The 21,323-nt window shown below is 66.2% G+C and carries 19 protein-coding genes; 1 reads left to right on the forward strand and 18 read right to left on the reverse strand.

The window, feature by feature from the left end:
• Positions 1 to 41: 41 nt before the first annotated feature.
• From QZM15_RS21485 to ndk, 17 genes are all read right to left on the reverse strand, one after another.
• Entirely contained in the window at positions 42 to 1,958 is a 1,917-nt protein-coding gene (locus tag QZM15_RS21485; RefSeq protein WP_059585318.1) for a potassium transporter Kup, read from the reverse strand.
• 274 nt (positions 1,959 to 2,232) lie between these two features.
• Positions 2,233 to 2,829, reverse strand: coding sequence for a phosphoribosyltransferase (locus tag QZM15_RS21490; protein WP_059585317.1), 597 nt, complete (start codon positions 2,827 to 2,829; stop codon positions 2,233 to 2,235).
• An 8-nt stretch (positions 2,830 to 2,837) separates the two neighbouring features.
• Entirely contained in the window at positions 2,838 to 4,184 is a 1,347-nt protein-coding gene (locus QZM15_RS21495; protein ID WP_059585316.1) for an adenylosuccinate synthase, read from the reverse strand.
• Positions 4,185 to 4,297: 113 nt separating this feature from the next.
• Positions 4,298 to 5,446, reverse strand: a complete 1,149-nt coding sequence (locus QZM15_RS21500) for an ATP phosphoribosyltransferase regulatory subunit (protein WP_302107220.1) — start codon at positions 5,444 to 5,446, stop codon at positions 4,298 to 4,300.
• Between the two features lie 113 nt (positions 5,447 to 5,559).
• Positions 5,560 to 5,751: a DUF2065 domain-containing protein gene (locus QZM15_RS21505; protein ID WP_006478685.1), complete on the reverse strand. Its 192-nt coding sequence runs from the start codon at positions 5,749 to 5,751 to the stop codon at positions 5,560 to 5,562.
• A 36-nt stretch (positions 5,752 to 5,787) separates the two neighbouring features.
• Positions 5,788 to 6,687 carry a protease modulator HflC gene (gene hflC, locus QZM15_RS21510; protein ID WP_059645746.1) on the reverse strand — a complete coding sequence of 300 codons (900 nt, stop codon included), beginning with the start codon at positions 6,685 to 6,687 and terminating at the stop codon, positions 5,788 to 5,790.
• Between the two features lie 15 nt (positions 6,688 to 6,702).
• Entirely contained in the window at positions 6,703 to 8,049 is a 1,347-nt protein-coding gene (gene hflK, locus QZM15_RS21515) for an FtsH protease activity modulator HflK (protein ID WP_089464806.1), read from the reverse strand.
• Between the two features lie 47 nt (positions 8,050 to 8,096).
• Positions 8,097 to 9,269: a GTPase HflX gene (gene hflX / locus QZM15_RS21520; RefSeq protein WP_179231732.1), complete on the reverse strand. Its 1,173-nt coding sequence runs from the start codon at positions 9,267 to 9,269 to the stop codon at positions 8,097 to 8,099.
• 72 nt (positions 9,270 to 9,341) lie between these two features.
• The gene (gene hfq, locus QZM15_RS21525) at positions 9,342 to 9,581 is read right to left on the reverse strand and encodes an RNA chaperone Hfq (RefSeq protein ID WP_006399927.1); all 240 of its coding nucleotides are present in this window, start codon (positions 9,579 to 9,581) and stop codon (positions 9,342 to 9,344) included.
• Positions 9,582 to 9,723: 142 nt separating this feature from the next.
• On the reverse strand, positions 9,724 to 11,061 hold the full coding sequence (der, locus tag QZM15_RS21530) for a ribosome biogenesis GTPase Der (RefSeq protein ID WP_059585312.1): 1,338 nt from the start codon (positions 11,059 to 11,061) through the stop codon (positions 9,724 to 9,726).
• A gap of 247 nt (positions 11,062 to 11,308) precedes the next feature.
• Complete coding sequence (gene bamB, locus QZM15_RS21535) at positions 11,309 to 12,454, reverse strand: outer membrane protein assembly factor BamB (RefSeq protein ID WP_059645732.1); 1,146 nt, start codon at positions 12,452 to 12,454, stop codon at positions 11,309 to 11,311.
• Between the two features lie 41 nt (positions 12,455 to 12,495).
• A complete protein-coding gene (locus tag QZM15_RS21540; RefSeq protein ID WP_006761402.1) occupies positions 12,496 to 13,125 on the reverse strand; it encodes a tetratricopeptide repeat protein in 630 nt (209 codons plus the stop codon).
• A 54-nt stretch (positions 13,126 to 13,179) separates the two neighbouring features.
• Positions 13,180 to 14,520 (reverse strand): histidine--tRNA ligase, encoded by a 1,341-nt coding sequence (hisS, locus tag QZM15_RS21545; RefSeq protein ID WP_302107221.1) that lies wholly within the window; start codon positions 14,518 to 14,520, stop codon positions 13,180 to 13,182.
• 20 nt (positions 14,521 to 14,540) lie between these two features.
• Entirely contained in the window at positions 14,541 to 15,845 is a 1,305-nt protein-coding gene (gene ispG / locus QZM15_RS21550) for a flavodoxin-dependent (E)-4-hydroxy-3-methylbut-2-enyl-diphosphate synthase (RefSeq protein WP_059585331.1), read from the reverse strand.
• A 112-nt stretch (positions 15,846 to 15,957) separates the two neighbouring features.
• Positions 15,958 to 16,971, reverse strand: coding sequence for a helix-turn-helix domain-containing protein (locus QZM15_RS21555; protein WP_124659404.1), 1,014 nt, complete (start codon positions 16,969 to 16,971; stop codon positions 15,958 to 15,960).
• A gap of 205 nt (positions 16,972 to 17,176) precedes the next feature.
• Entirely contained in the window at positions 17,177 to 18,316 is a 1,140-nt protein-coding gene (gene rlmN, locus QZM15_RS21560; protein ID WP_060316423.1) for a 23S rRNA (adenine(2503)-C(2))-methyltransferase RlmN, read from the reverse strand.
• Positions 18,317 to 18,371: 55 nt separating this feature from the next.
• On the reverse strand, positions 18,372 to 18,797 hold the full coding sequence (ndk, locus tag QZM15_RS21565) for a nucleoside-diphosphate kinase (RefSeq protein WP_040144283.1): 426 nt from the start codon (positions 18,795 to 18,797) through the stop codon (positions 18,372 to 18,374).
• A gap of 249 nt (positions 18,798 to 19,046) precedes the next feature.
• On the opposite strand from ndk, the gene QZM15_RS21570 reads away from it, so the two are divergent.
• Positions 19,047 to 19,745, forward strand: coding sequence for a Bax inhibitor-1/YccA family protein (locus tag QZM15_RS21570; protein WP_059585309.1), 699 nt, complete (start codon positions 19,047 to 19,049; stop codon positions 19,743 to 19,745).
• Positions 19,746 to 19,809: 64 nt separating this feature from the next.
• Here QZM15_RS21570 and rlmD read toward each other — a convergent pair whose 3' ends face one another.
• On the reverse strand, positions 19,810 to 21,114 hold the full coding sequence (gene rlmD, locus QZM15_RS21575; RefSeq protein WP_264162848.1) for a 23S rRNA (uracil(1939)-C(5))-methyltransferase RlmD: 1,305 nt from the start codon (positions 21,112 to 21,114) through the stop codon (positions 19,810 to 19,812).
• Positions 21,115 to 21,323: the final 209 nt, after the last annotated feature.

Consider the following 21,323-nt stretch of genomic DNA (forward strand, 5'->3'; position numbering starts at 1 on the left):
CCTGGCCGGCATGGGCCGCATGCACGGCCCCACCGCACCGGTCAGATCTCGATCTTCGTGCCGAGCTCGACGACGCGGTTCGCCGGAATCGAAAAGAAATCGGTCGGCTTCGCGGCGTTCTGATGCATCCACGCGAACACGCGCTCGCGCCAGATCGACATCCCCGGCAGATGCGTCGGCACGACCGTTTCGCGCGCGAGGAAGAACGACGTATCCATCAACTCGAACGTCATGTCGTGCGAGCGGCCGAATTCCTCGAGCACCGCCTTCACGTCCGGCGTCTCGTTGAAGCCGTACTCGGCCTTGACGATGTACAGCCCGCCGCCGGCATCGCGTGAGCTCAGGCGCTTGTCGTCGCGCACGTAAGGAAAATCGCGCGTGACGAACGTCAGGAAAATGGTTCGCTCGTGCAGCACCTTGTTGTGCTTCAGGTTGTGCAGCAGGCTGACGGGGACGAGCTTGTCGTTGCCGGTCAGGTAGATCGCGGTGCCCGACACGCGATGCGGCGGATGCGCGAGCAGCCCCTGCAGGAACGGCTCCAGCGGAATACCGTCGGCCGCCGTGCGCTCCTTGACGATGTGGCGCCCCTTGTACCAGGTCATCAGCAGGAAGAACAGCAGCGCGCCGATGCCGAGCGGCAGCCAGCCGCCCTGCGCGACCTTCAGCAGGTTCGCGCCGAAAAAGCCGAGGTCGATCGCGAGGAACACGGCGATGATCGCGCCCACCAGCAGCCGGTTCCAGTTCCACACCTTCACCATCACGACGCACGCGAGCACGGTCGTGATCACCATCGTCGCCGTCACCGCGATACCGTACGCAGCCGCGAGATTGTCCGAACTCTTGAAACCGACGACGATACAGAGGATCACGAACAGCAGCAGCCAGTTCACGACCGGCACGTAGATCTGACCGATCGCGAGCTCGGACGTATGCAGCACCTTCATGCGCGGCACGTAACCGAGCTGGATCGCCTGCGACGTCAGCGAATACGCGCCCGAGATCACGGCCTGCGACGCGATCACGGTCGCGACCGTCGACAGCACGACGAGCGGCAGCAGCCCCCATTCGGGCGCCAGCAGGAAGAACGGATTCTCGATCGCTTTCGGATTCTGGATCAGCAGCGCGCCCTGGCCGAAATAGTTCAGCACGAGCGACGGCATCACGAGCCCGTACGCGGCGTAGCGGATCGGCTTCGCACCGAAGTGGCCCATGTCCGCATAGAGCGCTTCCGCGCCGGTCAGCACCAGCACGACCGAGCCGAGCACGACGTAGGCCTGCAGCAGGTGGTCGGCCATGAACGACGCCGCGTAATACGGATTGATTGCCGCGATGATGCCCGGCACGCGAACGATGTGGTACACGCCGAGCGCCGCGATCACGACGAACCACAGCACCATGATCGGGCCGAACAGCTTGCCGACCAGCGCGGTACCGTGCCGCTGGATCCAGAACAGCGCGATCAGGATCACGATCGTGATCGGCAGCACGAGATGGGACAGGTGCGGCGTCGCGATCTCGAGACCTTCGACGGCCGACATCACGGAGATCGCCGGCGTGATCACCGCGTCCCCGTAGAACATGCACGCGCCGAATATCCCGAGTGCCATCAGCGCGCCCGCGACACGGGTTTTGGAGTCGAGCGGCCGCAGCGACAGCGCCATCAGCGCGAGCACGCCGCCTTCGCCGTTGTTGTCGGCGCGCATCACGAACAGCAGGTATTTGACGCCGACCACCAGCACGATGGCCCAGAACAGCAGCGAGATCACGCCGAGAATCGACCCTTCGGTCAGCGGAATCCCGTGCGCGGGGCTGAACGCCTCCTTGAGCGAATACAGCGGGCTGGTGCCGATGTCGCCGAACACGACGCCGATGGCTGCTATCGCTAGCGCCCGCATCGAATGTTGTTGCGTCGAATGCGGCGCGTGTGCGGCGTCGGTCGCGTGAGTCGTGTCGTTCATATGAAGCGTAATAATCGGGTCCGGGTCGGACAAAACGAGCGCTATTCTACTCGCGCCCCCGTGAAACGCCGCCCTGCCGTGTTGCCGTGGAACCACGTGATCCACGCCGCGCATGCAATCCGGCGCCACCTGTGGCAGGGCTGCCATCATAGCCGGGACCGCGCCGCCTGCCTATCGGGGTGCGCAAGGCGCGCCGCGCGGCGCAACGCGCGCACCAACGAAAACGGCGCCGCAAGCGGCGCCGTACCAGGCTTTCCTTCGATCGGCCGGCCGCTTACGCGCCCGAACCGTCGCGCTGCGCGCGACCGCGCTTGATCCACGCCTCGAGGTTGTGCGGACGAACCGTGTCCCACTCCTCGAACGGCTGATGAATCCACGGATTCGTCGGCAGGAACTGCGTGTGATAGTCGGGCTTGACCTTCGAGCAACCCTTGTACCAGAGCACGGCCGAACGCACCGCCGTGACCGCCGGATAGCGCTCCTTCAGGTGCTCCTGCACGCGCGCGAGCGTGACGCCCGAATCGACGAGATCGTCGACCAGGAGCACGTTGCCCGCGAGATGGCCGCGCGTCATCGTGATGTACTGCGCGATGTCGAGCTCGCCCTGCTGGGTGCCGGCCGCTTCCCGGTACGAGCTCGTCGCGAGGATCGCGAGCGGCACGTCATAGATGCGCGACAGCTGGTCGCCGACGCGCAGGCCGCCGCGCGCGAGGCACAGGATCTGGTCGAACTTCCAGCCCGACGCATGCACCTGGAGCGCGAGCAGCTCGATCAGACGGTGATACTCGTCCCAGCCTACCCACAGGTTCTTGTCGTCGTTGCGCGGATCGGTCATCAAGTCTGCCGCCGTCATCGTGATTTGCTGCGTCATCTTGGGAATTACACCTTGAACGGATGGCGGAGCAGGATCGTTTCGTCGCGGTCCGGGCCCGTCGACACCATGTCGACCGGCACGCCAGCCACTTCCTGGACGCGGCTCAGGTAAGCCTGCGCGTTGGCCGGCAGCGCGTCCCACGTCTTGATGCCGACGGTGCTTTCCTTCCAGCCGGCGAACGTTTCGTACACCGGTTCGCAGCGCGCGACGTCGACCGCGCCACGCGGCAGAATGTCCACGTCCTTGCCGTCGACCTGGTAGCCGACGCACAGCTTGACTTCATCGAGACCGTCGAGCACGTCGAGCTTCGTCATGCACAGGCCCGACACGCCGTTGATCTGGATCGAGCGGCGCAGCGCCGCTGCATCGAGCCAGCCGGTGCGGCGCGGACGGCCGGTAACCGAGCCGAATTCCTTGCCGACGTTCGCGAGCGTGACGCCGACCTGGTCCTGACGCTGCGGGTTGTCCGCATCGTACAGTTCGCTCGGGAACGGGCCCGAGCCGACGCGCGTGCAGTACGCCTTCGTGATGCCGAGGATGTAGTTCAGCTTCTGCGGACCGACGCCGGCGCCGGCCGATGCCGCGCCCGCGACGCAGTTGCTCGACGTGACGAACGGATAGGTGCCGTGGTCGATGTCGAGCAGCGTGCCTTGCGCGCCTTCGAACAGCAGGTTCTGGCCCGCGTTGTTCGCGTCGTACAGGCGGCGCGACACGTCGGCCACCATCGGCTTCAGGCGGTCGGCATAGCCGAGCATCGTGTCGAGCGTGGCCTGGAAGTCGACGGCCGCACCGCCCAAATATTGGGTCAGCACGAAATTGTGGAAATCGAGGTTTTCGCGCAGGCGATCGGCGAAGGTCTTCGCGTCGAACAGGTCCTGCACGCGCAGCGCGCGACGGCCGACCTTGTCTTCGTACGCGGGCCCGATGCCGCGGCCCGTCGTGCCGATCTTGCCCGCGCCCTTGCGCGCTTCGCGCGCCTGGTCGATCGCGATGTGATACGGCAGGATCAGCGTCGTGGCTTCGGAGATGAACAGACGGTCGCGCACGTTCACGCCGGCTTCTTCGAGCTCGCCGATTTCCTTGAACAGTGCTTCGGGGGACAGGACGACGCCGTTGCCGATGTAGCAGGCGACGCCTTCACGCATGATGCCCGACGGAATGAGGCGCAAGATCGTTTTCTTGCCGCCGATGATGAGGGTGTGGCCGGCGTTGTGACCGCCCTGGAAACGCACGACGCCCTGAGCGTGGTCCGTCAGCCAGTCGACGATCTTGCCCTTGCCTTCATCACCCCATTGCGTTCCCACGACGACGACATTGCGCCCGGGAGTCACGTTCACTGCGCTGGCAGACATGTTGATTCGTTAGCTGGTTAAAAACGTATTCTACCTATGTTCGCGGGCGATTCCGAATTTTTCCGTTTCGCTTCAACGATATGCACGCCGAAGCGCGACCCGCGAACGCCTGTTTATCGGGGTTCGACCACCCATGCGCCGTTGCGCTCCACGAGCGAGCGATCGCACGCGAATTCGTCGAGCACGTGGTCGTGGCCCGGGAGCGCCTGGATCACGACCTCGCCCGCATCGCGCAGCGCTGCGACAGCCGCGCCCAGCGCGTCGTCCTGCGCCCATGGCGCAAGGATCGCGGTGCCGCGAGCCTCGACCGGCGAAATCCGCGCGAGCTCGCGCAGGTCGAGCGAGAAGCCGGTTGCCGGACGCGCCCGGCCATAGGCCTGCCCCACGTGGTCGTAACGGCCGCCGCGCGCAATCGCGTTCGGCACGCCGTCGATGTAGGCGCTGAACATCGCGCCACTGTGGTACGCGTAGCCGCGCAGGTCGGCGAGATCGATCGCGACTTCGACGCCCTTCGCCTGCGACGCAAGCTGCGCGAGATCGTCGAGCGCCCGCGTGATTTCGGGCAGCACCGGCAGGCGCGTACGCGCCTCGGCGAGCACGCTCGCGTCGCCGTAGAGGTTCGGCAGCGCGCGCAGCGCGGCACGCGTATCGGCGCCGAGATCGTCGGTGAGTTCGTTCAGCAGCGGCACGTCCTTGCCCGACAGCGCGTCGTACAGCAACTCGCCGCGCTCGGCGGCCTGCGCGTCGCGCGCCAGCAGCGCCGCGAGCACGCCCGCGTGACCGAGGTCGAGACGGATGCGCGACAGGCCCGCGAGATGCAGCGCATCGAGCATCAGCTGCTGGATCTCGAGATCGGCTTCCAGCCCGGCGTGCCCGTAGATTTCGGCGCCGATCTGGATCTGCTCGCGCGTCGCGTGCAGGCCGCGCGGACGCGTATGCATCACGTGGCCCGCGTAGCAGAGGCGCGTCACGCCCTGCCGGTTCAACAGGTGCGCGTCGATCCGCGCGACCTGCGGCGTGATGTCCGCGCGCAGGCCGAGCGTACGGCCCGACAACTGGTCGACCAGCTTGAAGGTGCGCAGGCGCAGATCGGCGCCGCCGCTCGTCAGCAGCGACTCGAGATACTCGAGCAGCGGCGGCATCACCATTTCGTAGCCGTACGAACGGAAGCGATCGAGCAGCCTGCGGCGCAGCTCCTCGATCTTGCGCGCTTCCGACGGCAGCACGTCGGCGATATTCTCGGGAAGTAACCAGGTCGACATCGGTACGGTCCTACGACGGGAAACGGCGCGCGACACGCGCGCCGCGAGTTGAATCGGAACTTCGAAATCGGGCGGAACGAACGGCGGATGCGCCATCCGGATCGGGGCGCCAGTCAGGTCGCGAGCAACAGCAGCACGAGCCCGAGCACCATCACGATCAGCCCGCCGATCCGGATATGATGCGGCGGCCGCTCCGCTATTCTACGAAACGTGTCGCGCCAGGCGACGGGAAACACGAAAGGGAACGCCCCCTCGATGATCAGCATCAGCGCTACCGCGAGCAACAACGAGCCAGCCAGGTCCATGCGAGCGACGGCGCCGCTCGACGCGGCGCCCCAAGGTCAATGTTTGCGGGGAGCGGGCGCCGCCGGTGCGGCGCCGCCCGTCGGGCTGCGCATGAAGCGGAAGAACTCGCTGTCGGGATCGACGACGATGATGTCGTTGCGCTTGAACGTATTCCGGTAGGCCTGCAGGCTCGCGTAGAACTGATAGAACTGCGGATCGCGGCCGAACGCGTCGGCGGCGATCGTCGCGGCCTTCGCGTCGCCCTCGCCCTTGATCGTCTGCGCGGACTTGTACGCGTTCGCGAGCACGGCCTGCTGCTCGCGTTCGGCGTCGGCCTTGATCTGCTCGACGTCGGCCGCGCCTTGCGCACGCACCTGGGCCGCCTGATCGCGCAACGCGCCGATCATCCGTTGATAGACGGCGTCCGCCTGCGCGGCCGGCAAGTCGACACGCGTGAGCTGAACATCGACCACGTCGACGCCGAAACCGGACGCTTGCGCCTTCGCCGCATCGCGCGCGGCCTCGGCGATCGCGCGCTGGCCGCCGAGCGCATCGTCGAGCGCGCGCTTGCCGAATGCGTCGCCGAGCGCGCCCTTCAGCACGCCGGCCAGCCGGTCGGCGGCCGCCGCCGGGTCGCCGCCCGTCGCGGTGAAATACTTCATCGGATCGCTGATCCGGTACTTCGCCGCATACGCGACCAGCAGGTCGTGCTTGTCTTCGGTTGCCAGTTGCAGCGGATCGGACGACTCGAGCGACTGCACGCGCGTGTCGATCAGCGTGGCCGTCTGCAGCGGCGGCGGCAGCTTGAAGTGGACGCCGGGGCCCGCGAGCTCCGGTTGCGTACCGTCGCGGCCCGACAGCACGGCCGCATGGCGCGGATCGACGGTGAGGACCGTCGACGATGCCGCGAAGGCGACGATCACGATTGCGACGACGAGCGCAATGATTCGGTTCATGTTCTGCGCTCCCCGTTACTTCGTATCGTCTTCACGCGACCGGCTGCGAAACGCTTCGCGCGATCGCAGCACGTCGACGCCCGACGCGGTGGCGGCCGGTGCGGCGCTCGCCGGTGCCGGCGCGGCTGCCGCCGGCGTCGTGGCAGCCGGGGCCGACGCCGCATCGGGCCCGGACGCGCCGGTCGACGCCGCGGCGTTTTGCCGCCCCTGCTCGACGAGCTTGTCGAGCGGCAGATACACGACGCTGTTGCCGCCCTTGTTGCCGACGAACACCTTCGTCGCGTTCGAATAGATTTCCTGCATCGTCTCGAGATACATCCGCTCGCGGATGACCGCGGGCGCCTTCGAGTACTGCGCGTAGACCTGCTTGAAGCGGTCCGCATCGCCTTCGGCTTGCGTGACCACGCGATCGGCATACGCCTTCGCTTCGTCGACGAGCTTCGCCGCATCGCCCTGCGCCTTCGGCAGCAGGTCGCTCGCGTAGGCCTGCGCGGCGCGCTTCGCGGCCTCGCGCTCGTCGCGCGCCTTCGCCACTTCGGCGTACGCGGCCTGGGTCTGGTCGGGCGCCGCGACGCTCTGCATCGTGACGGCCGTCACCTCGAGCCCCGACTGGTAGCGGTCGAGATCACGCTGGATCGCGGTGGAAAGCTGCTCGCGCAGCGCATCGCGATCCTGATTCAGCATGTCGGCCGCACTGCGCGTGCCGACGATCGCGCGCACCGCGGCCTGCGCGGCCTGCGACACGCTGCGTTCGGGATCGACGCTGCGGAACAGGTAATCGGTGGCGGAACGAATCCGGTACTGGACGATGAAGCGCACGTCGACGATGTCGGCATCGCGCGTCAGCATCGCGGCCTCCTTCACGTTCGCGAGGCGCACGACGTTATTGCGGCCGATCTCGATCGAGCGGACCTGCGACGTGTCCACGATCTCGTGCGACGCGAACGGATACGGCGCGCGCCAGTGCACGCCCTGGCCGACCGTGCCCGACAGCTTGCCGAGCTGCAGCACGACGCCCGTCTGGCCTTCCTGCACGACGAACAGCCCGCTGCCCGCATACACCGCGACCAGCACGCCGATCACGATGCCGACGCCCACCCGTGCGGCCCGGCCGTTGTCGGGACGCAAGCCGTTACCGCCCTTGCCGCCGAACAGGCCGCTCAGGCGTCGGTTGAAGTTGCGCCACATCTCGTCGAGATCGGGCGGACCGTCGCCGTCGCCGCCTTGCGGACGCTTCGATTCGTTCGCGCGGGGGCGGGATCCGTCCTTGCCATTGCCTTCGCCGCGTCCCCAGCGGGGATCGTTGATCGACAACAAGGCGCGCATCCGCCGCCAGGTACTCCGCTCGTTGTATTCGTTCACCAGAGTTTGTTCACCAGATTGGAAGCCGGCGAACCGGCCGGGGCCGGTTAGCGCCCGTGTTCGGAAATCGTGTGGTCTTCGTGCGGTTCAGCGGACGTGCCATCGAGCGCGTCGGACAAGGTCGCGCTGGAAAGGTGTTCCGCGGAGGCGATTTCGGCGATGGCGGCACGCAACGTATCAAGACCCTGACCGGTGCGCGCGCTCAAAAAGACGCGCGAAATATTACCATATTCGTCCCGCTCGACCGCGTCGCCGCGGGCCGCCAGCTCGGGCACGGCGTCGATCTTGTTGAACACCAGGACCTGCCGGACCGTGTCCGCACCGATCTCGTGCAGCACGCCGTTGACCTGCTCGATTTGCTCGAGCCGGACCGCGCTCGACGCATCGACCACGTGCAGCAGCAAATCCGCATGGATCGTTTCCTCGAGGGTCGCCCGGAACGCCGCGACGAGCTGGTGAGGCAGCTCGCGGATGAACCCGACCGTATCGGACACGACGATCTGCCCGACCTCGTCGCCGAGGTACACGCGCCGCGACGTCGTATCGAGCGTCGCGAAAAGCTGGTCGGCCGCGTAGGCCTGCGCTTTCGTCAGCGCATTGAACAGCGTCGACTTGCCCGCGTTCGTATAGCCGACGAGCGACACCGACATCGTGCCGCTGCGCGCGCGCTGCCGGCGCTGCGTGCTGTGCTGGCGGCGCAGCCGGTCGAGCCGCGACTTCAGCATCTTGATGCGTTCGCCGATCAGCCGGCGGTCGGTTTCGAGCTGGGTTTCGCCGGGGCCGCGCAGGCCGATACCGCCCTTTTGCCGTTCGAGGTGGGTCCACGCGCGAATGAGCCGGGTCGACAGGTATTGAAGCTGCGCGAGCTCGACCTGCAGCTTGCCTTCGTGGCTGCGGGCGCGCTGCGCGAAGATGTCGAGGATGAGGCTCGTGCGATCGACCACGCGCCTGTTAAGCGCCTGCTCCAGATTGCGTTGCTGGGCTGGCGCCAATGCGTGGTTGAAGATGACGATTTCGACGTTGTGCGCGTCGCAGGCGAGCCGCAACTCTTCGGCTTTGCCGCTGCCGATGAACATCTTGGCATCGGGACTGGCGCGACGACCCGTGAGGGTGACGGCGGGACGGGCTCCCGCACTGGAGGCGAGAAGACTGAGTTCTTCGAGACTGGCTTCGAAATCGGTCTTGCCGAAATCGATGCCGACGAGCGCTGCGTTGATCAAATTATCGGGTGTCAAGATAAGGCGGCTGGCATCGGTCGCTCGCGGCGACCGGATGCCGGCCGCTGCGATAGGTTAGGACGAGGCTTCCGCGTCCGGGTGGAAATTCACCGGGCGCGCCGGCACGACCGTCGAGATGGCGTGCTTGTAAACCATCTGGGTCACCGTATTACGGAGCAACACGACGTACTGGTCGAACGATTCAATGTTCCCTTGAAGCTTGATGCCGTTGACGAGGTAGATCGAAACGGGAACGTGCTCTTTGCGCAGTGCGTTCAAAAACGGGTCTTGTAACAATTGCCCTTTGTTGCTCATGGCGTACTCCATCTTTTTTTGCAGGTTGATCTGGATTGGCGGCGAAGAAAAAGAGATCCGGCGCCAATCGCTACACTATAGCTGATTTTGCCTGCCCCGCCCGGTGCATAGGCCTTCCGGCCTAGCCGTGGCGGGCCATGCGTCAGCCCTTGTCCGCGTACGGATTGTTCGACGAACGGAACTCTATGCGCAATGGAGTCCCGGTCAGCGAGAAAGTTTCGCGGAACCGGTTTTCGAGGTAGCGCTTGTAGGTTTCCGTCACCGCGTCGAGTGCGTTGCCGTGAATCACGATGATCGGTGGATTCTGGCCGCCCTGGTGCGCGTAGCGCAACTTCGGACGCACCGGGCCGCGACGGCGCGGCTGCTGGAATTCGACGGCCTCGATCAGCGCGCGCGTGAGCTTCGGCGTCGGCAGTTTCGCCATGGCCGCCGCGTAGGCGTCGTCGACCGAGCGCATCAGCGCGCCGATACCCGTCTTCTTCGCGGCCGAAATGAAGTGCGATTTCGCGAAGTCGAGGAATTTCAGCTTGCGGGTCAAATCCGCTTTCGCGCGGTCGCGCGCGTGGTCGTCGAGGCCGTCCCACTTGTTGACGCCGATCACGAGCGCGCGGCCCTGCTCGACGACGAAGCCGGCGATGTGCGCGTCCTGGTCGGAAATGTCCTGCTGCGCATCCAGCAGAAGAATGACGACGTTCGCGTCGGAGATCGACTGCAGCGTCTTCACGACCGAGAACTTCTCGATCGCCTCGAACACCTTGCCGCGGCGGCGCAGGCCGGCCGTGTCGATCAGCGTGTATTTCTTGCCGTTACGCTCGAAGTCGACGTAGATCGAATCGCGCGTCGTGCCCGGCATGTCGAACGCGATCACGCGGTCCTCGCCGATCAGCGCGTTGACGAGCGTCGACTTGCCGACGTTCGGACGGCCGACGATCGCGATCTTGATGCCGCGCGACGGATCATCCTCGTCCGCTTCCTCGGGCTGGCCCGCGTACGCGACTTCGAGCGCCTCGTTGATCATGTCGGTCACGCCGTCGCCGTGCGCGGCCGAGATCGCGCGCGGATCGCCGAGCCCCAGCTCGTAGAACTCGGAGGCGACCGCCGTGTACTTCATCCCCTCGGCCTTGTTGACGACGAGGAAGATCGGCCGGCCGGTCTTGCGCAGGTAGTCGGCGATCGACTTGTCCTGCGGCGCGAGCCCGTTGCGGCCGTCGACGATGAACACGACGACATCGGCTTCCTCGACGGCCTGCCGCGTCTGGCGCGCCATTTCGTGCAGGATGCCGTCCTTCGCGACGGGTTCGAAGCCGCCCGTATCGACGACCAGGTAGGGCCGTTCGCCGACGCGCCCTTCGCCGTAATGGCGATCGCGCGTCAAGCCCGGCAAGTCGGCGACCAGCGCATCGCGCGAGCGCGTGAGCCGGTTGAACAGCGTGGATTTCCCCACATTGGGGCGCCCAACGAGGGCAATGACCGGTTTCATCTGTGTTTTCTACGGTGAAGCGCAGCAGCGGGAGGCCCGCTGCTGCGGGCGGCTGCGCTGAATGAAAATATCACGAATTCGCGCCGCGCCGGATGCGCGCGCCGGGCGCGCGTCGCGCGCCGTCGTCTTTCGTCTCGAACTGCCTTTCAAATACCGAGCGGCCGGGAACGCCGGCCGCCTTCAAGTCGCGGGGCCGCGGCGCGCGGGACCGGCCCGCCGCGCCGCGGCCCCGCCTGTTTCCCGCGTGTCAGCGCGGACGGAACCCGTACAGGCCGCCGTCCTTCGTCTGCACGACGAGCGTATTGCCCGCGAGAACCGGCGCCGCCGTAATCGCGCTGCCGTCGGTCTTCATTCGCGCGATGAAGCTGCCGTCTTCGCGCGACAGGAAATGCACGAAGCCCTTGTAATCGCCCATCACGACCGCGTGCCCGAGCAGGTACGGCACGCCGACGTCACGGCTCTTCAGCTTGTCGTTGCGCCACAGCTGGTTGCCCGTGGCCGCGTCGTACGCGGTGACGACCGACCAGTCGTCGCCGCCGGCGACCACCGAATCGTCCTGCGCGAGGCCGCTGCGGCTCGAGAACGGTTTTTCCCACAGCGGACGGCCCGAGTTCGCATCGAAGCAGCCGAGCTGACCCTGGAACGTCACCGCGCAGGTTTCCGCGCCCACGAGCGTCGGCGGGCCGCTGACGTCGTTGATGCGCTCGACCTCGGTCACGCCCTTCGGGAACGACACGGGGGTCTGCCAGAACGGCTCGCCCGTCTGCAGGTTGATCGCGACGAGACCGCCGCCCGGGAAGCCCGCGAGCACGGCCGCGTCGCCCGCGAACGTCATGCCGGCCGACACGCGCAGATTCAGCGGCACCGCACGGTTGCGGTAGTTCCACTTCTGCTCGCCCGTCTGCGCGTTGAACGCGATCACCTGGCCGTCGATCGTGCGCACGATCACGAGACCATTGCCGACGAGCGGCGGCGAGAAGATCTCGCCCTGCACGGTGGTCTTCCACAGTTGCTTGCCGTCCGGGCCCAGCACGAACACGCCGCCCTTCAACGCACCGACCGCGGTCAGGTTGCCGTCGCTGCCGACACCGGCCGACAGGTCCGAACCCACCTTCGAGCGCCACAGCGTCTGGCCCGTCTTCGCGTCGATCTTCTCGACCGAACCGTTTTCGCCCGCCGCATAGACGGCGTCGCCCACGGCCACCGGCGAGAACAGGTAGCGTCCGCCCTTGCCGACGCTCGCCTTCCAGACCTGTTGCACGTCCATCACGGGCTTGAACTCGGTGAGCGGCGTCGGCACGCGGCGCGCGTCCTTCGACGACGAGCAAGCCGCCAAAGCGAGGACAGCCGCCGCGCAGGCAACGGGCACAGCGTAACGTTTCAGCAAATTCATCGGTTAGCGAAGCAGAGTTAAGAGGTTGAGGGGGCCGGGATTCAGCCGCCGAGCGCGTCCAGCTTGAACTGCACGAGCTGGCGTGCCGACTGGTCGTCCTTCGACAGGCCGTCGAGCGCAAGCTTGTAAGCCGCGCGCGCATCGTCGGTCTTGCCTTGCGCGGCCAGCAGATCGCCGCGGCGATCGGCCACGAGGCCCTTGAACGCATCGACCGGCGTACCCGACAGCAGCGCGAGGCCCGCATCGTACGCCTTCTCGTCGAGCAGCAGCGACGCGAGCCGCAGCTTCGCGATCTGCTTGTACTCTTCGTCCTTGGCGTGATCGGCGGCCCATTGCAGCTGCGCCTTCGCGCCTGCCGCATCGCCGGCCGCGTACAGCGTCTTCGCGGCCGCGAGCGCCGTCATCTGCGCATACGGCGTGCTGCCGAACTTGTCTTCCATGTCGGCAGCCGCGCGGGCCATCGTCGCCTTGTCGTTCGCGGCGGCCGCCTTCTGAACCTGTTCGTACAGCCCGGATGCCTCGGCGGCCTGACGGCGCTGCCAGTAGTTCCAGCCGTTGAATCCGGCCGCGACGACGAGCGCCGCGAGCACGATCCACGTGGTGAGGTTGCCCCAGCGGGCCCACCACGCCTTGAGACTTTCAATCGATTCTTGTTCGTCGTGATAACTCATCGGCGAGCGATTCCTTCCTGTTCAGCTTTTCTTGTCGAGCGGATGCCAGCGCGATCAGTCGTCGCCGTCTTCGGCGGATGCAACCATCGCATTGATTAGGAATTCGGTCAAGCTTTCGACCGGTACGGTCTGCTGAACGTTCTTTTCCCCTTCCGCGCCCGCGCCGCGCAGCGCTTTCACGCCCACCGTGCCGTTCGCGACCTCTTCTTCGCCGAAGATCACCGCGAACGCGGCGCCGCTTGCATCGGCCCGCTTCATCTGCGACTTGAAGCTCGCCGGCGCGCCGTCGGCGCTGCAGTGGAAGATCACGTCGAGGCCCGTGTCGCGCAGGCGCTCGGCCGCGATGAACGCCTGTTCGCGCGCGGTTTCGCCCTGGTGCACGACGTATACGTCGACGCCTTCCTGCTCGGGCGCGAGATCCTCTTCCTTCAGCAGCTCGAGGATGCGCTCGATGCCCATCGCCCAGCCGCACGCGGCGGTCGGCTTGCCGCCGAGCTGCTCGATCAGCGGATCGTAGCGGCCGCCGGCCGCGACCGTGCCCTGCGCGCCGAGCTTGTCGGTCACCCACTCGAACACGGTCAGGTTGTAGTAATCGAGGCCGCGCACGAGACGCGGATTGATCTTGAACGGAATGTTGTTCGCGAGCAGCATGCGCTGCAGCCCTTCGAAATGCGCGCGCGATTCGTCGCCGAGGAAATCGATCAGCTTCGGCGCGTTCTGCGCGATCTCCTGCAGCGCGGGATTCTTCGTGTCGAGTACGCGCAGCGGGTTCGTGTACAGGCGGCGCTTCGCATCCTCGTCGAGCACGTCGGCGAACTGCTCGAGGTACTTGATCAGTTCGACGCGGTGCGCGGCGCGCTCTTCGGCGAGGCCGAGCGAGTTGATCTCGAGCTTGATGCCGGTCAGGCCGAGGTCGTCCCACAGGCGCTGGCACATCATGATGATCTCGGCATCCGCATCGGGACCCGCGAAGCCGAGCGCCTCGACGCCGACCTGGTGAAACTGGCGATAACGGCCGCGCTGCGGACGCTCGTGACGGAACATCGGGCCGATGTACCACAGGCGCTTCGGGCCGTCGTACAGCATGTTGTGCTCGATCGCCGCACGCACGACGGCCGCGGTGTTTTCCGGGCGCATCGTCAGGTTCTCGCCGTTCAGCGCGTCGGTGAAGCTGTACATCTCCTTCTCGACGATGTCGGTGACTTCGCCGATGCCGCGCGTGAAGAGCTGCGTATGTTCGACGATCGGCGTGCGGATGTTCTGGTAGCCGTACGCGCGCAGCAGCGATTTCACGGTAGCTTCGAAGAATTCCCACAGGCCGGCATCCTGCGGAAGGATGTCGTTCATGCCTTTGACGCCGGTGAGCTTCTCGATCTTGCGTTTCTGTTCAGTCATCGTTCGTGTGTGTGGACGAATTAGTTCAGGGCCTCGGTGCGGCCGTAATTGCGTGCGACGTAGTCGCTGACGATCTGCTGGAATTCCTCGGCGATCCGCTCGCCGCGCAGCGTCTTGACCTTTTCGCCGTCGATGAAGACCGGCGCGGCCGGGTTCTCGCCCGAGCCCGGCAGGCTGATGCCGATGTTCGCGTGCTTCGATTCACCCGGGCCGTTGACGATGCAGCCCATCACCGCGACGTTCATCTTCTCGACGCCCGGATACTCCTTGCGCCAGACCGGCATCTGCTCGCGCAGATACGTCTGGATCTGCATCGCGAGTTCCTGGAACAGCGTGCTCGTCGTGCGGCCGCAGCCCGGGCACGCGATCACCATCGGCGCGAACGAGCGCAGGCCCATCGTCTGGAGGATTTCCTGGCCGACGATCACTTCGCCCGTGCGCGACGCGCCCGGCTCCGGTGTCAGCGAAATGCGGATCGTGTCGCCGATCCCTTCCTGCAGCAGCACGCCGAGCGCCGCCGTCGACGCGACGATCCCCTTCGAGCCCATGCCGGCCTCGGTCAGCCCGAGGTGCAGCGCGAAGCCGCAGCGGCGGCCGAGTTCGCGGTACACCGCGATCAGGTCCTGCACGCCGCTGACCTTGCACGACAGCACGATGCGGTCGCGCCCCAGGCCAAGCTCCACCGCACGCTCGGCCGAGCCGATCGCCGACTGGATCAGCGCCTCGTACATCACGCTCTGCGCGTCCCACGGCTGCGCGCGCGCGGCGTTCTCGTCCATCATGCGCGCCAGCAGATCCTGGTCGAGGCTGCCCCAGTTCACGCCGATCCGCACCGGCTTGTCGTACTTCGCCGCAGCCTCGATCATCTGCGCGAACTGCGTGTCGCGCTTCGCGCCCTGACCGACGTTACCGGGGTTGATCCGGTACTTCGACAGCGACTCCGCGCAGCCCGGGTAGTCGCGCAGCAGCAGGTGGCCGTTGTAGTGGAAATCGCCGACGAGCGGCACCGTCACGCCCATCCGGTCGAGCTGCTCGCGAATCGCCGGCACGGCGGCCGCGGCTTCGGGCGTGTTGACCGTGATGCGCACCAGCTCGGAGCCCGCATTCGCGAGTTCCTTGATCTGGATCGCCGTGCCGATCGCGTCGGCCGTGTCGGTATTCGTCATCGACTGTACGCGCACCGGCGCGTCGCCGCCGATCGTCACGAGTTGCCCGCCCCAGCGGACATCCACCGCATGCGATACGCGGCGCGGCTGATGCCCGCCGAACACCGGCTCGGTTGAACAAATCTGACTGCTGCGTGGGGATTGAGCTTCGGATTGCATCGATAGATCCATTTACGCGGAATGCGCCGCGACGCGGCGCATGAATTGAAAAAGCGCCGTGCCCTCACGGCCCGCCGATATCGACGGCAGGCCTTCGCCACGGCGCTTGACGTCAGGGCAGCGTGAACCGCGCCACGTTACCCCGCGCTGCCGAATATTTTGCCGGATCGACCGGTTTTCCGTCGAACGCAACCGCGTCGAGGCCGGCCTTGTTGCCGATCGTGACCTTGAACGGTCCGTCACCGGCGACCTGCTTCGTTTCGCCGGCGCGCACCAGCGCCGAGAACAGCTCCTTGCCATTCTTGTCGCGCACGCTGAACCAGCAATCCTGCTTGACCTTCAGTTCGACCATCGACTGGCCCGCCGCGACCACGACGCTCGCCGGCTGGGCCGGCGCGGCCGTGCTTGCCGCCGCCGTTGCCGCCACGGGCTGCGATGCCGCAGCCGTCGCGACCGGGGCGGCGGGCGCCGGGACAGCCGATGCAATCGCCTGCGCCGGGGCCGCCGACGCGGCAGCCGGGGCCGGAACCTCATTCGCCACCGCCGCCGACGCACCGTTCGGGGCCGCTTCTTCAGCGGAGGACGCTGCCGCCGCGCTCGCGGCCGACGCATGTTCGGCGTCGCCGCCCTTGAAGCGCGCGAGCAGGCTCGACGAATCGCCGCCAGTGTGCCACATCAGTGCGGCGACCACCGCGACGATGACGATCCCCGTTCCCCACAGCCAGGGATGGTGGCGCGACGAGCCGCCCAGCGGAATCGACACACGGCCGCGCGGCAGATCCGTGCCCGACGACGCCGGCATCGACAGGTCGACTTCCGGCACCCCGCGCTCGCGGCGCAGCGCCTGCGCGAACGGTTCCGGATCGACGCCGAGCATCTTCGCGTAGCTGCGCACGACGCCGAGCGCGAAGGTCACGCCGGGCAAATGGCTGATGTCGCCGGCCTCGAGCGCCCGGAGTTTGTGCGGTGCGACCTTGAGTCGCGCCGACACGTCGTCGACCGACCAGCCCTTCGTCTCCCGAAGCTGCGCCAGCCGGCTGCCGACCGCCGCCAGCGATTCCAGTCCCGCCGGTGCCGGCTTCGCGGCATTCGTCTCTGCGCCGTTAGACGGCTGCGGCTCACTCATCCTTGTCCTCGCGTCGATTCTTCTTCACTGGCGGGTGCCGCCGGCTCCTGCCGGCCGGCACCCGCAACGGTTCATACCCTGCGCGGCGCCGAGGCGCCGCGACCGATCGCTATTCGCGTGTTGCACCGCCAAACGGTTCGGGCACCCTGGGCAGGTGCCCCGAACCAGGCGTCCCCGACTAGGCGTCCCCGACTGGGCGTCCCCGTCAAACTGCCCGAACTTCGATGATCTTTCCTGCTGCGCCCGTCCGCTCCGCGAGGCGCGTGCGATCCTTCACCGCGCCGGCCAGTTGCCCGCACGCGGCGTCGATGTCGTCGCCGCGCGTCTTGCGCACGGTCGTGACGACGCCCGCGTCGATGAGGACTTGCGCGAAGCGCTTGATCTGCTCCGGCTTCGAGCGGATCAGGCCAGATTCCGGGAACGGATTGAACGGGATCAGGTTGAACTTGCACGGCACGTCGCGCGTGACGGCCAGCAGTTCGCGCGCATGCGCTTCGGTGTCGTTGACGCCGTCGAGCATGCAGTATTCGAACGTGATGAAGTCGCGCGGCGCGACTTTCAGATAACGCTGGCACGCAGCCATCAGCTCGCGAAGCGGATACTTCTTGTTGAGCGGCACCAGCTCGTCGCGCAGCGCATCGTTCGGCGCATGCAGCGAAACGGCCAGCGCGACCGGCAACTCGGCGCCGAGGCGGTCCATCATCGGCACCACGCCAGACGTCGACAGCGTGACGCGACGGCGCGACAGGCCGTACGCGTTGTCGTCGAGCATCAGGCGCATCGCGGGGACGACCGCGCTGTAATTCAGCAGCGGCTCGCCCATGCCCATCATCACCACGTTGGTGACGACCCGCTCGGCCCGGCCATTCGGGCCGGGCGCGCGGCCCAGGGACGCGCGCAAAGCAAACTCGGCCATCCGGAGCTGGCCGATGATTTCGGCTGTCGACAGGTTGCGGGAGAAGCCCTGCTTGCCCGTCGAACAGAAGCGGCAGTTCACCGCGCATCCGGCCTGCGACGACACGCACAGCGTGCCGCGCGTCTCTTCCGGGATGAACACGGTTTCGACCGCATTGCCGTTTCCGACGTCGATCAGCCACTTGCGCGTGCCGTCGGTGGAAACGTGATCGCTGACGATATCCGGCATCACGATCGACGCGCGGCCCTTGAGCTTTTCCCTCAGGGACTTCGCGAGATCGGTCATGCCGTCGAAGTCGCCGGCGTTGTACTGGTGGATCCAGCGCTGCAACTGCTTGGCGCGGAACGGCTTCTCGCCCAGGCTGCCGCAGTACGCGACAAGACCCTCGGCGTCGAAGTCGAGAAGATTGACGGAAGTTTCGCTCGTCATGATGTGCTGCCTTGCCGCGTGCGCTGAATCCTGCCTACTTGCTGTCAGCCAGGGCTTAACGCGAGTAAACGTTCATTTCCGGGAAGAAGAACGCGATTTCGACCGCTGCCGTTTCGGCGGCGTCCGAGCCGTGCACGGCGTTCGCGTCGATGCTGTCGGCGAAGTCGGCGCGGATCGTGCCCTTTTCCGCCTTCTTCGGATCCGTCGCGCCCATCAGATCGCGGTTCTTCAGGATCGCGCCTTCCCCTTCCAGAACCTGGATCATCACCGGGCCCGAGATCATGAAATCGACGAGATCCTTGAAGAACGGACGTGCCGCGTGGACTGCGTAGAACTTCTCTGCGTCAGCACGCGACAGGTGTGCCATGCGCGCTGCGACGATCTTCAGGCCGGCGCCTTCGAAACGGCTGTAGATCTGGCCGATCACGTTCTTTGCCACCGCATCCGGCTTGATGATCGACAGGGTGCGCTCGATTGCCATAAAAACTCCAAAAAATTAAGAAGTTACAGGTTCAAATGAATCCGCTATTGTAGCACGATCCCGTGTATCATTGCGATTGAACCCTTACACGAATGAAAGGTTCAGAATCCATATGTTTTGTTCCGCCGAGCCATTGAAACCTCGCGGCACGGAACGTATCTTAGCCATAGCTGCCCCGGTTTGCTGCGCCGCACATCGCGCGCGCCGAACCGGCCCCGGACGCCCACGCGTTCAATGTTAGGAGAAACCATGAACGACTATCCGTACAATTTCGGCCGCGGCGGTTCCGTCAGCACCGCCGAGGTTCGCAACCGCGTGCTGCGGAACACGTACTGGCTGCTCGCGCTGTCGATGGTGCCGACCGTGCTGGGCGCCTGGGTCGGCGTCGCGACGGGCTTCTCGCTGTTCGCGGCCACGAGCCCGATGATGAGCCTGCTCGCGTTCTTCGCGATCGCGTTCGGCTTCATGTTCGCGATCGAGCGGACGAAAAACAGCGCGGCCGGCGTGTTCGTGCTGCTCGGCTTCACGTTCTTCATGGGCCTGATGCTGTCGCGGCTGCTGAGCTTCATCCTCGGCTTCTCGAACGGCCCGTCGCTGATCATGCTCGCGTTCGGCGGCACCGGCATCATCTTCGCCGTGATGGCGACGATCGCCACCGTCAGCAAGCGCGACTTCTCGGGGCTCGGCAAGTGGCTGTTCATGGGCGTGATCGTGATCCTGCTGGCGTCGGTCGCGAACATCTTCCTGCAACTGCCGGCGCTGATGCTCACCGTGTCGGTGCTCGCGATCGCGATCTTCTCGGCCTACATGCTGTTCGACGTCCAGCGCGTCGTGAACGGCGGCGAGACGAACTACATCTCGGCCACGCTCGCGATCTACCTCGACCTGTACAACGTGTTCACGAACCTGCTCGCGCTGCTCGGCATCTTCGGCGGCAACCGCAACTGACGTTCGTTGCGCACCCATGAAAAAACCGGCCCGCGGGCCGGTTTTTTTACGTCCGCCGCCCGGCTCAGTCGCGCTCGAACAGCGCAATCGATTCGACGTGCGACGTATTCGGGAACATGTTCACGACACCAGCGCCCTTCAAGCGGTAGCCGGCCTCGTGCACGAGCAGGCCCGCATCGCGCGCGAGCGTCGACGGGTTGCACGACACGTAGACGATGCGTTTCGGCAGCGGGCCTTCGCCGCTCTGCGCGATCTCGGCCAGCGCCTTCGACACCGCGAGCGCGCCTTCGCGCGGCGGGTCGATCAGGAACTTGTCGAATGCGCCGAGCGCGCGCAGGTCGTCGCCCGTCACTTCGAACAGGTTCCGGCACGCGAACGTCGTGTGGCCGTCGACACCGTTCTCGCGCGCGTTCGCCAGCGCGCGCGTGGTCAGCGTGTCGCTGCCCTCGATGCCCATCACTTCGCGCGACAGCCGCGCGAGCGGCAGCGTGAAGTTGCCGATTCCGCAGAACAGGTCGAGCACGCGGTCGTCGCGCGACGGCGCGAGCAGGCGCAGCGCGCGGCCCACCAGCACGCGGTTGATCTGGTGATTGACCTGCGTGAAGTCGGTCGGCTTGAACGGCATGCGGATGCCGAATTCCGGCAGCGTGTAATCGAGCGACACGTCGAGCGGATAGAACGGCGTTACCGTGTCCGGCCCCTTCGGCTGCAGCCAGAACTGCACCTTGTGCTCGTCCGCGAACGCGCGCAGGAGCGCTTCGTCGTCCGCGTTGATCGGCTCCAGCACGCGCAGCACGAGCGCCGTGACCGCCGAGCCGACCGCGAGTTCGATCTGCGGCATCCGGTCGCGAATCGACAGCCCCTCGACGAGCCGGCGCAGCGGCACGAGCATCGCCGACACGTGCGGCGGCAGCACTTCGCAGCTCGTCATGTCGGCCACGTAGCTGCTCTTCTTCTCGTGGAATCCAACCAGCACGCCGCCCTTCTTCGCGACGTTGCGCACGGTCAGGCGTGCGCGGTAGCGATAGCCCCATGACGGGCCGTGGATCGGCGCGAACATCGTTTCCGCGCGCAGCTTCGCCAGGTGCCACAGATTGTCTTCGAGCACGCGCTGCTTGACCGCGACCTGCGCGCGCATGTCGAGATGCTGCATCGAGCAACCGCCGCAGGTGCCGAAGAACTTGCATTTCGGCTGCGTACGCATCACGCTCGGACGCAGAATGTCGACGACCGTCGCTTGCTCGTAGCTCGGCTTGCGGCGATAGCTCGAATAGGTCACGCGCTCGCCCGGCAGCGCGCCTTCGACGAAGATCACCTTGCCCGGCTGGCCGTCCTCGGTCACCGTGCGGCCGACACCGCGCGCTTCCATGTCGAGCGATTCGATCTCGAGAACCGGTGCAGGCCCGGGCGGAACGGGCGCATTTTTCGATTTGCGCGCAGAAGTGGGGACGGCTTCGGACACCAGCTTTTCCTGACAAACGTTGAAGAAGGCGAGATTGTAGACGACGAAGGCCCTCGCCGCGTGCTTTGGATGAGGCACGCATCGGGCACGCGGGCATAAACCATGCGGCGCGGGCC

This window comes from Burkholderia sp. AU44665, assembly GCF_030504405.1.
Lineage (GTDB): Bacteria > Pseudomonadota > Gammaproteobacteria > Burkholderiales > Burkholderiaceae > Burkholderia > Burkholderia semiarida.

Excerpts from the sequence above, each read along its gene's own strand:
- QZM15_RS21485 (WP_059585318.1), bottom strand. The coding sequence starts at position 1,958 with ATGAACGACACGACTCACGCGACCGACGCCGCACACGCGCCGCATTCG.
- QZM15_RS21490 (WP_059585317.1), bottom strand. The coding sequence starts at position 2,829 with ATGACGCAGCAAATCACGATGACGGCGGCAGACTTGATGACCGATCCG.
- QZM15_RS21495 (WP_059585316.1), bottom strand. The coding sequence starts at position 4,184 with ATGTCTGCCAGCGCAGTGAACGTGACTCCCGGGCGCAATGTCGTCGTC.
- QZM15_RS21500 (WP_302107220.1), bottom strand. The coding sequence starts at position 5,446 with ATGTCGACCTGGTTACTTCCCGAGAATATCGCCGACGTGCTGCCGTCG.
- QZM15_RS21505 (WP_006478685.1), bottom strand. The coding sequence starts at position 5,751 with ATGGACCTGGCTGGCTCGTTGTTGCTCGCGGTAGCGCTGATGCTGATC.
- hflC (WP_059645746.1), bottom strand. The coding sequence starts at position 6,687 with ATGAACCGAATCATTGCGCTCGTCGTCGCAATCGTGATCGTCGCCTTC.
- hfq (WP_006399927.1), bottom strand. The coding sequence starts at position 9,581 with ATGAGCAACAAAGGGCAATTGTTACAAGACCCGTTTTTGAACGCACTG.
- der (WP_059585312.1), bottom strand. The coding sequence starts at position 11,061 with ATGAAACCGGTCATTGCCCTCGTTGGGCGCCCCAATGTGGGGAAATCC.
- bamB (WP_059645732.1), bottom strand. The coding sequence starts at position 12,454 with ATGAATTTGCTGAAACGTTACGCTGTGCCCGTTGCCTGCGCGGCGGCT.
- QZM15_RS21540 (WP_006761402.1), bottom strand. The coding sequence starts at position 13,125 with ATGAGTTATCACGACGAACAAGAATCGATTGAAAGTCTCAAGGCGTGG.
- hisS (WP_302107221.1), bottom strand. The coding sequence starts at position 14,520 with ATGACTGAACAGAAACGCAAGATCGAGAAGCTCACCGGCGTCAAAGGC.
- ispG (WP_059585331.1), bottom strand. The coding sequence starts at position 15,845 with ATGCAATCCGAAGCTCAATCCCCACGCAGCAGTCAGATTTGTTCAACC.
- QZM15_RS21555 (WP_124659404.1), bottom strand. The coding sequence starts at position 16,971 with ATGAGTGAGCCGCAGCCGTCTAACGGCGCAGAGACGAATGCCGCGAAG.
- rlmN (WP_060316423.1), bottom strand. The coding sequence starts at position 18,316 with ATGACGAGCGAAACTTCCGTCAATCTTCTCGACTTCGACGCCGAGGGT.
- ndk (WP_040144283.1), bottom strand. The coding sequence starts at position 18,797 with ATGGCAATCGAGCGCACCCTGTCGATCATCAAGCCGGATGCGGTGGCA.
- QZM15_RS21570 (WP_059585309.1), top strand. The coding sequence starts at position 19,047 with ATGAACGACTATCCGTACAATTTCGGCCGCGGCGGTTCCGTCAGCACC.
- rlmD (WP_264162848.1), bottom strand. The coding sequence starts at position 21,114 with ATGGAAGCGCGCGGTGTCGGCCGCACGGTGACCGAGGACGGCCAGCCG.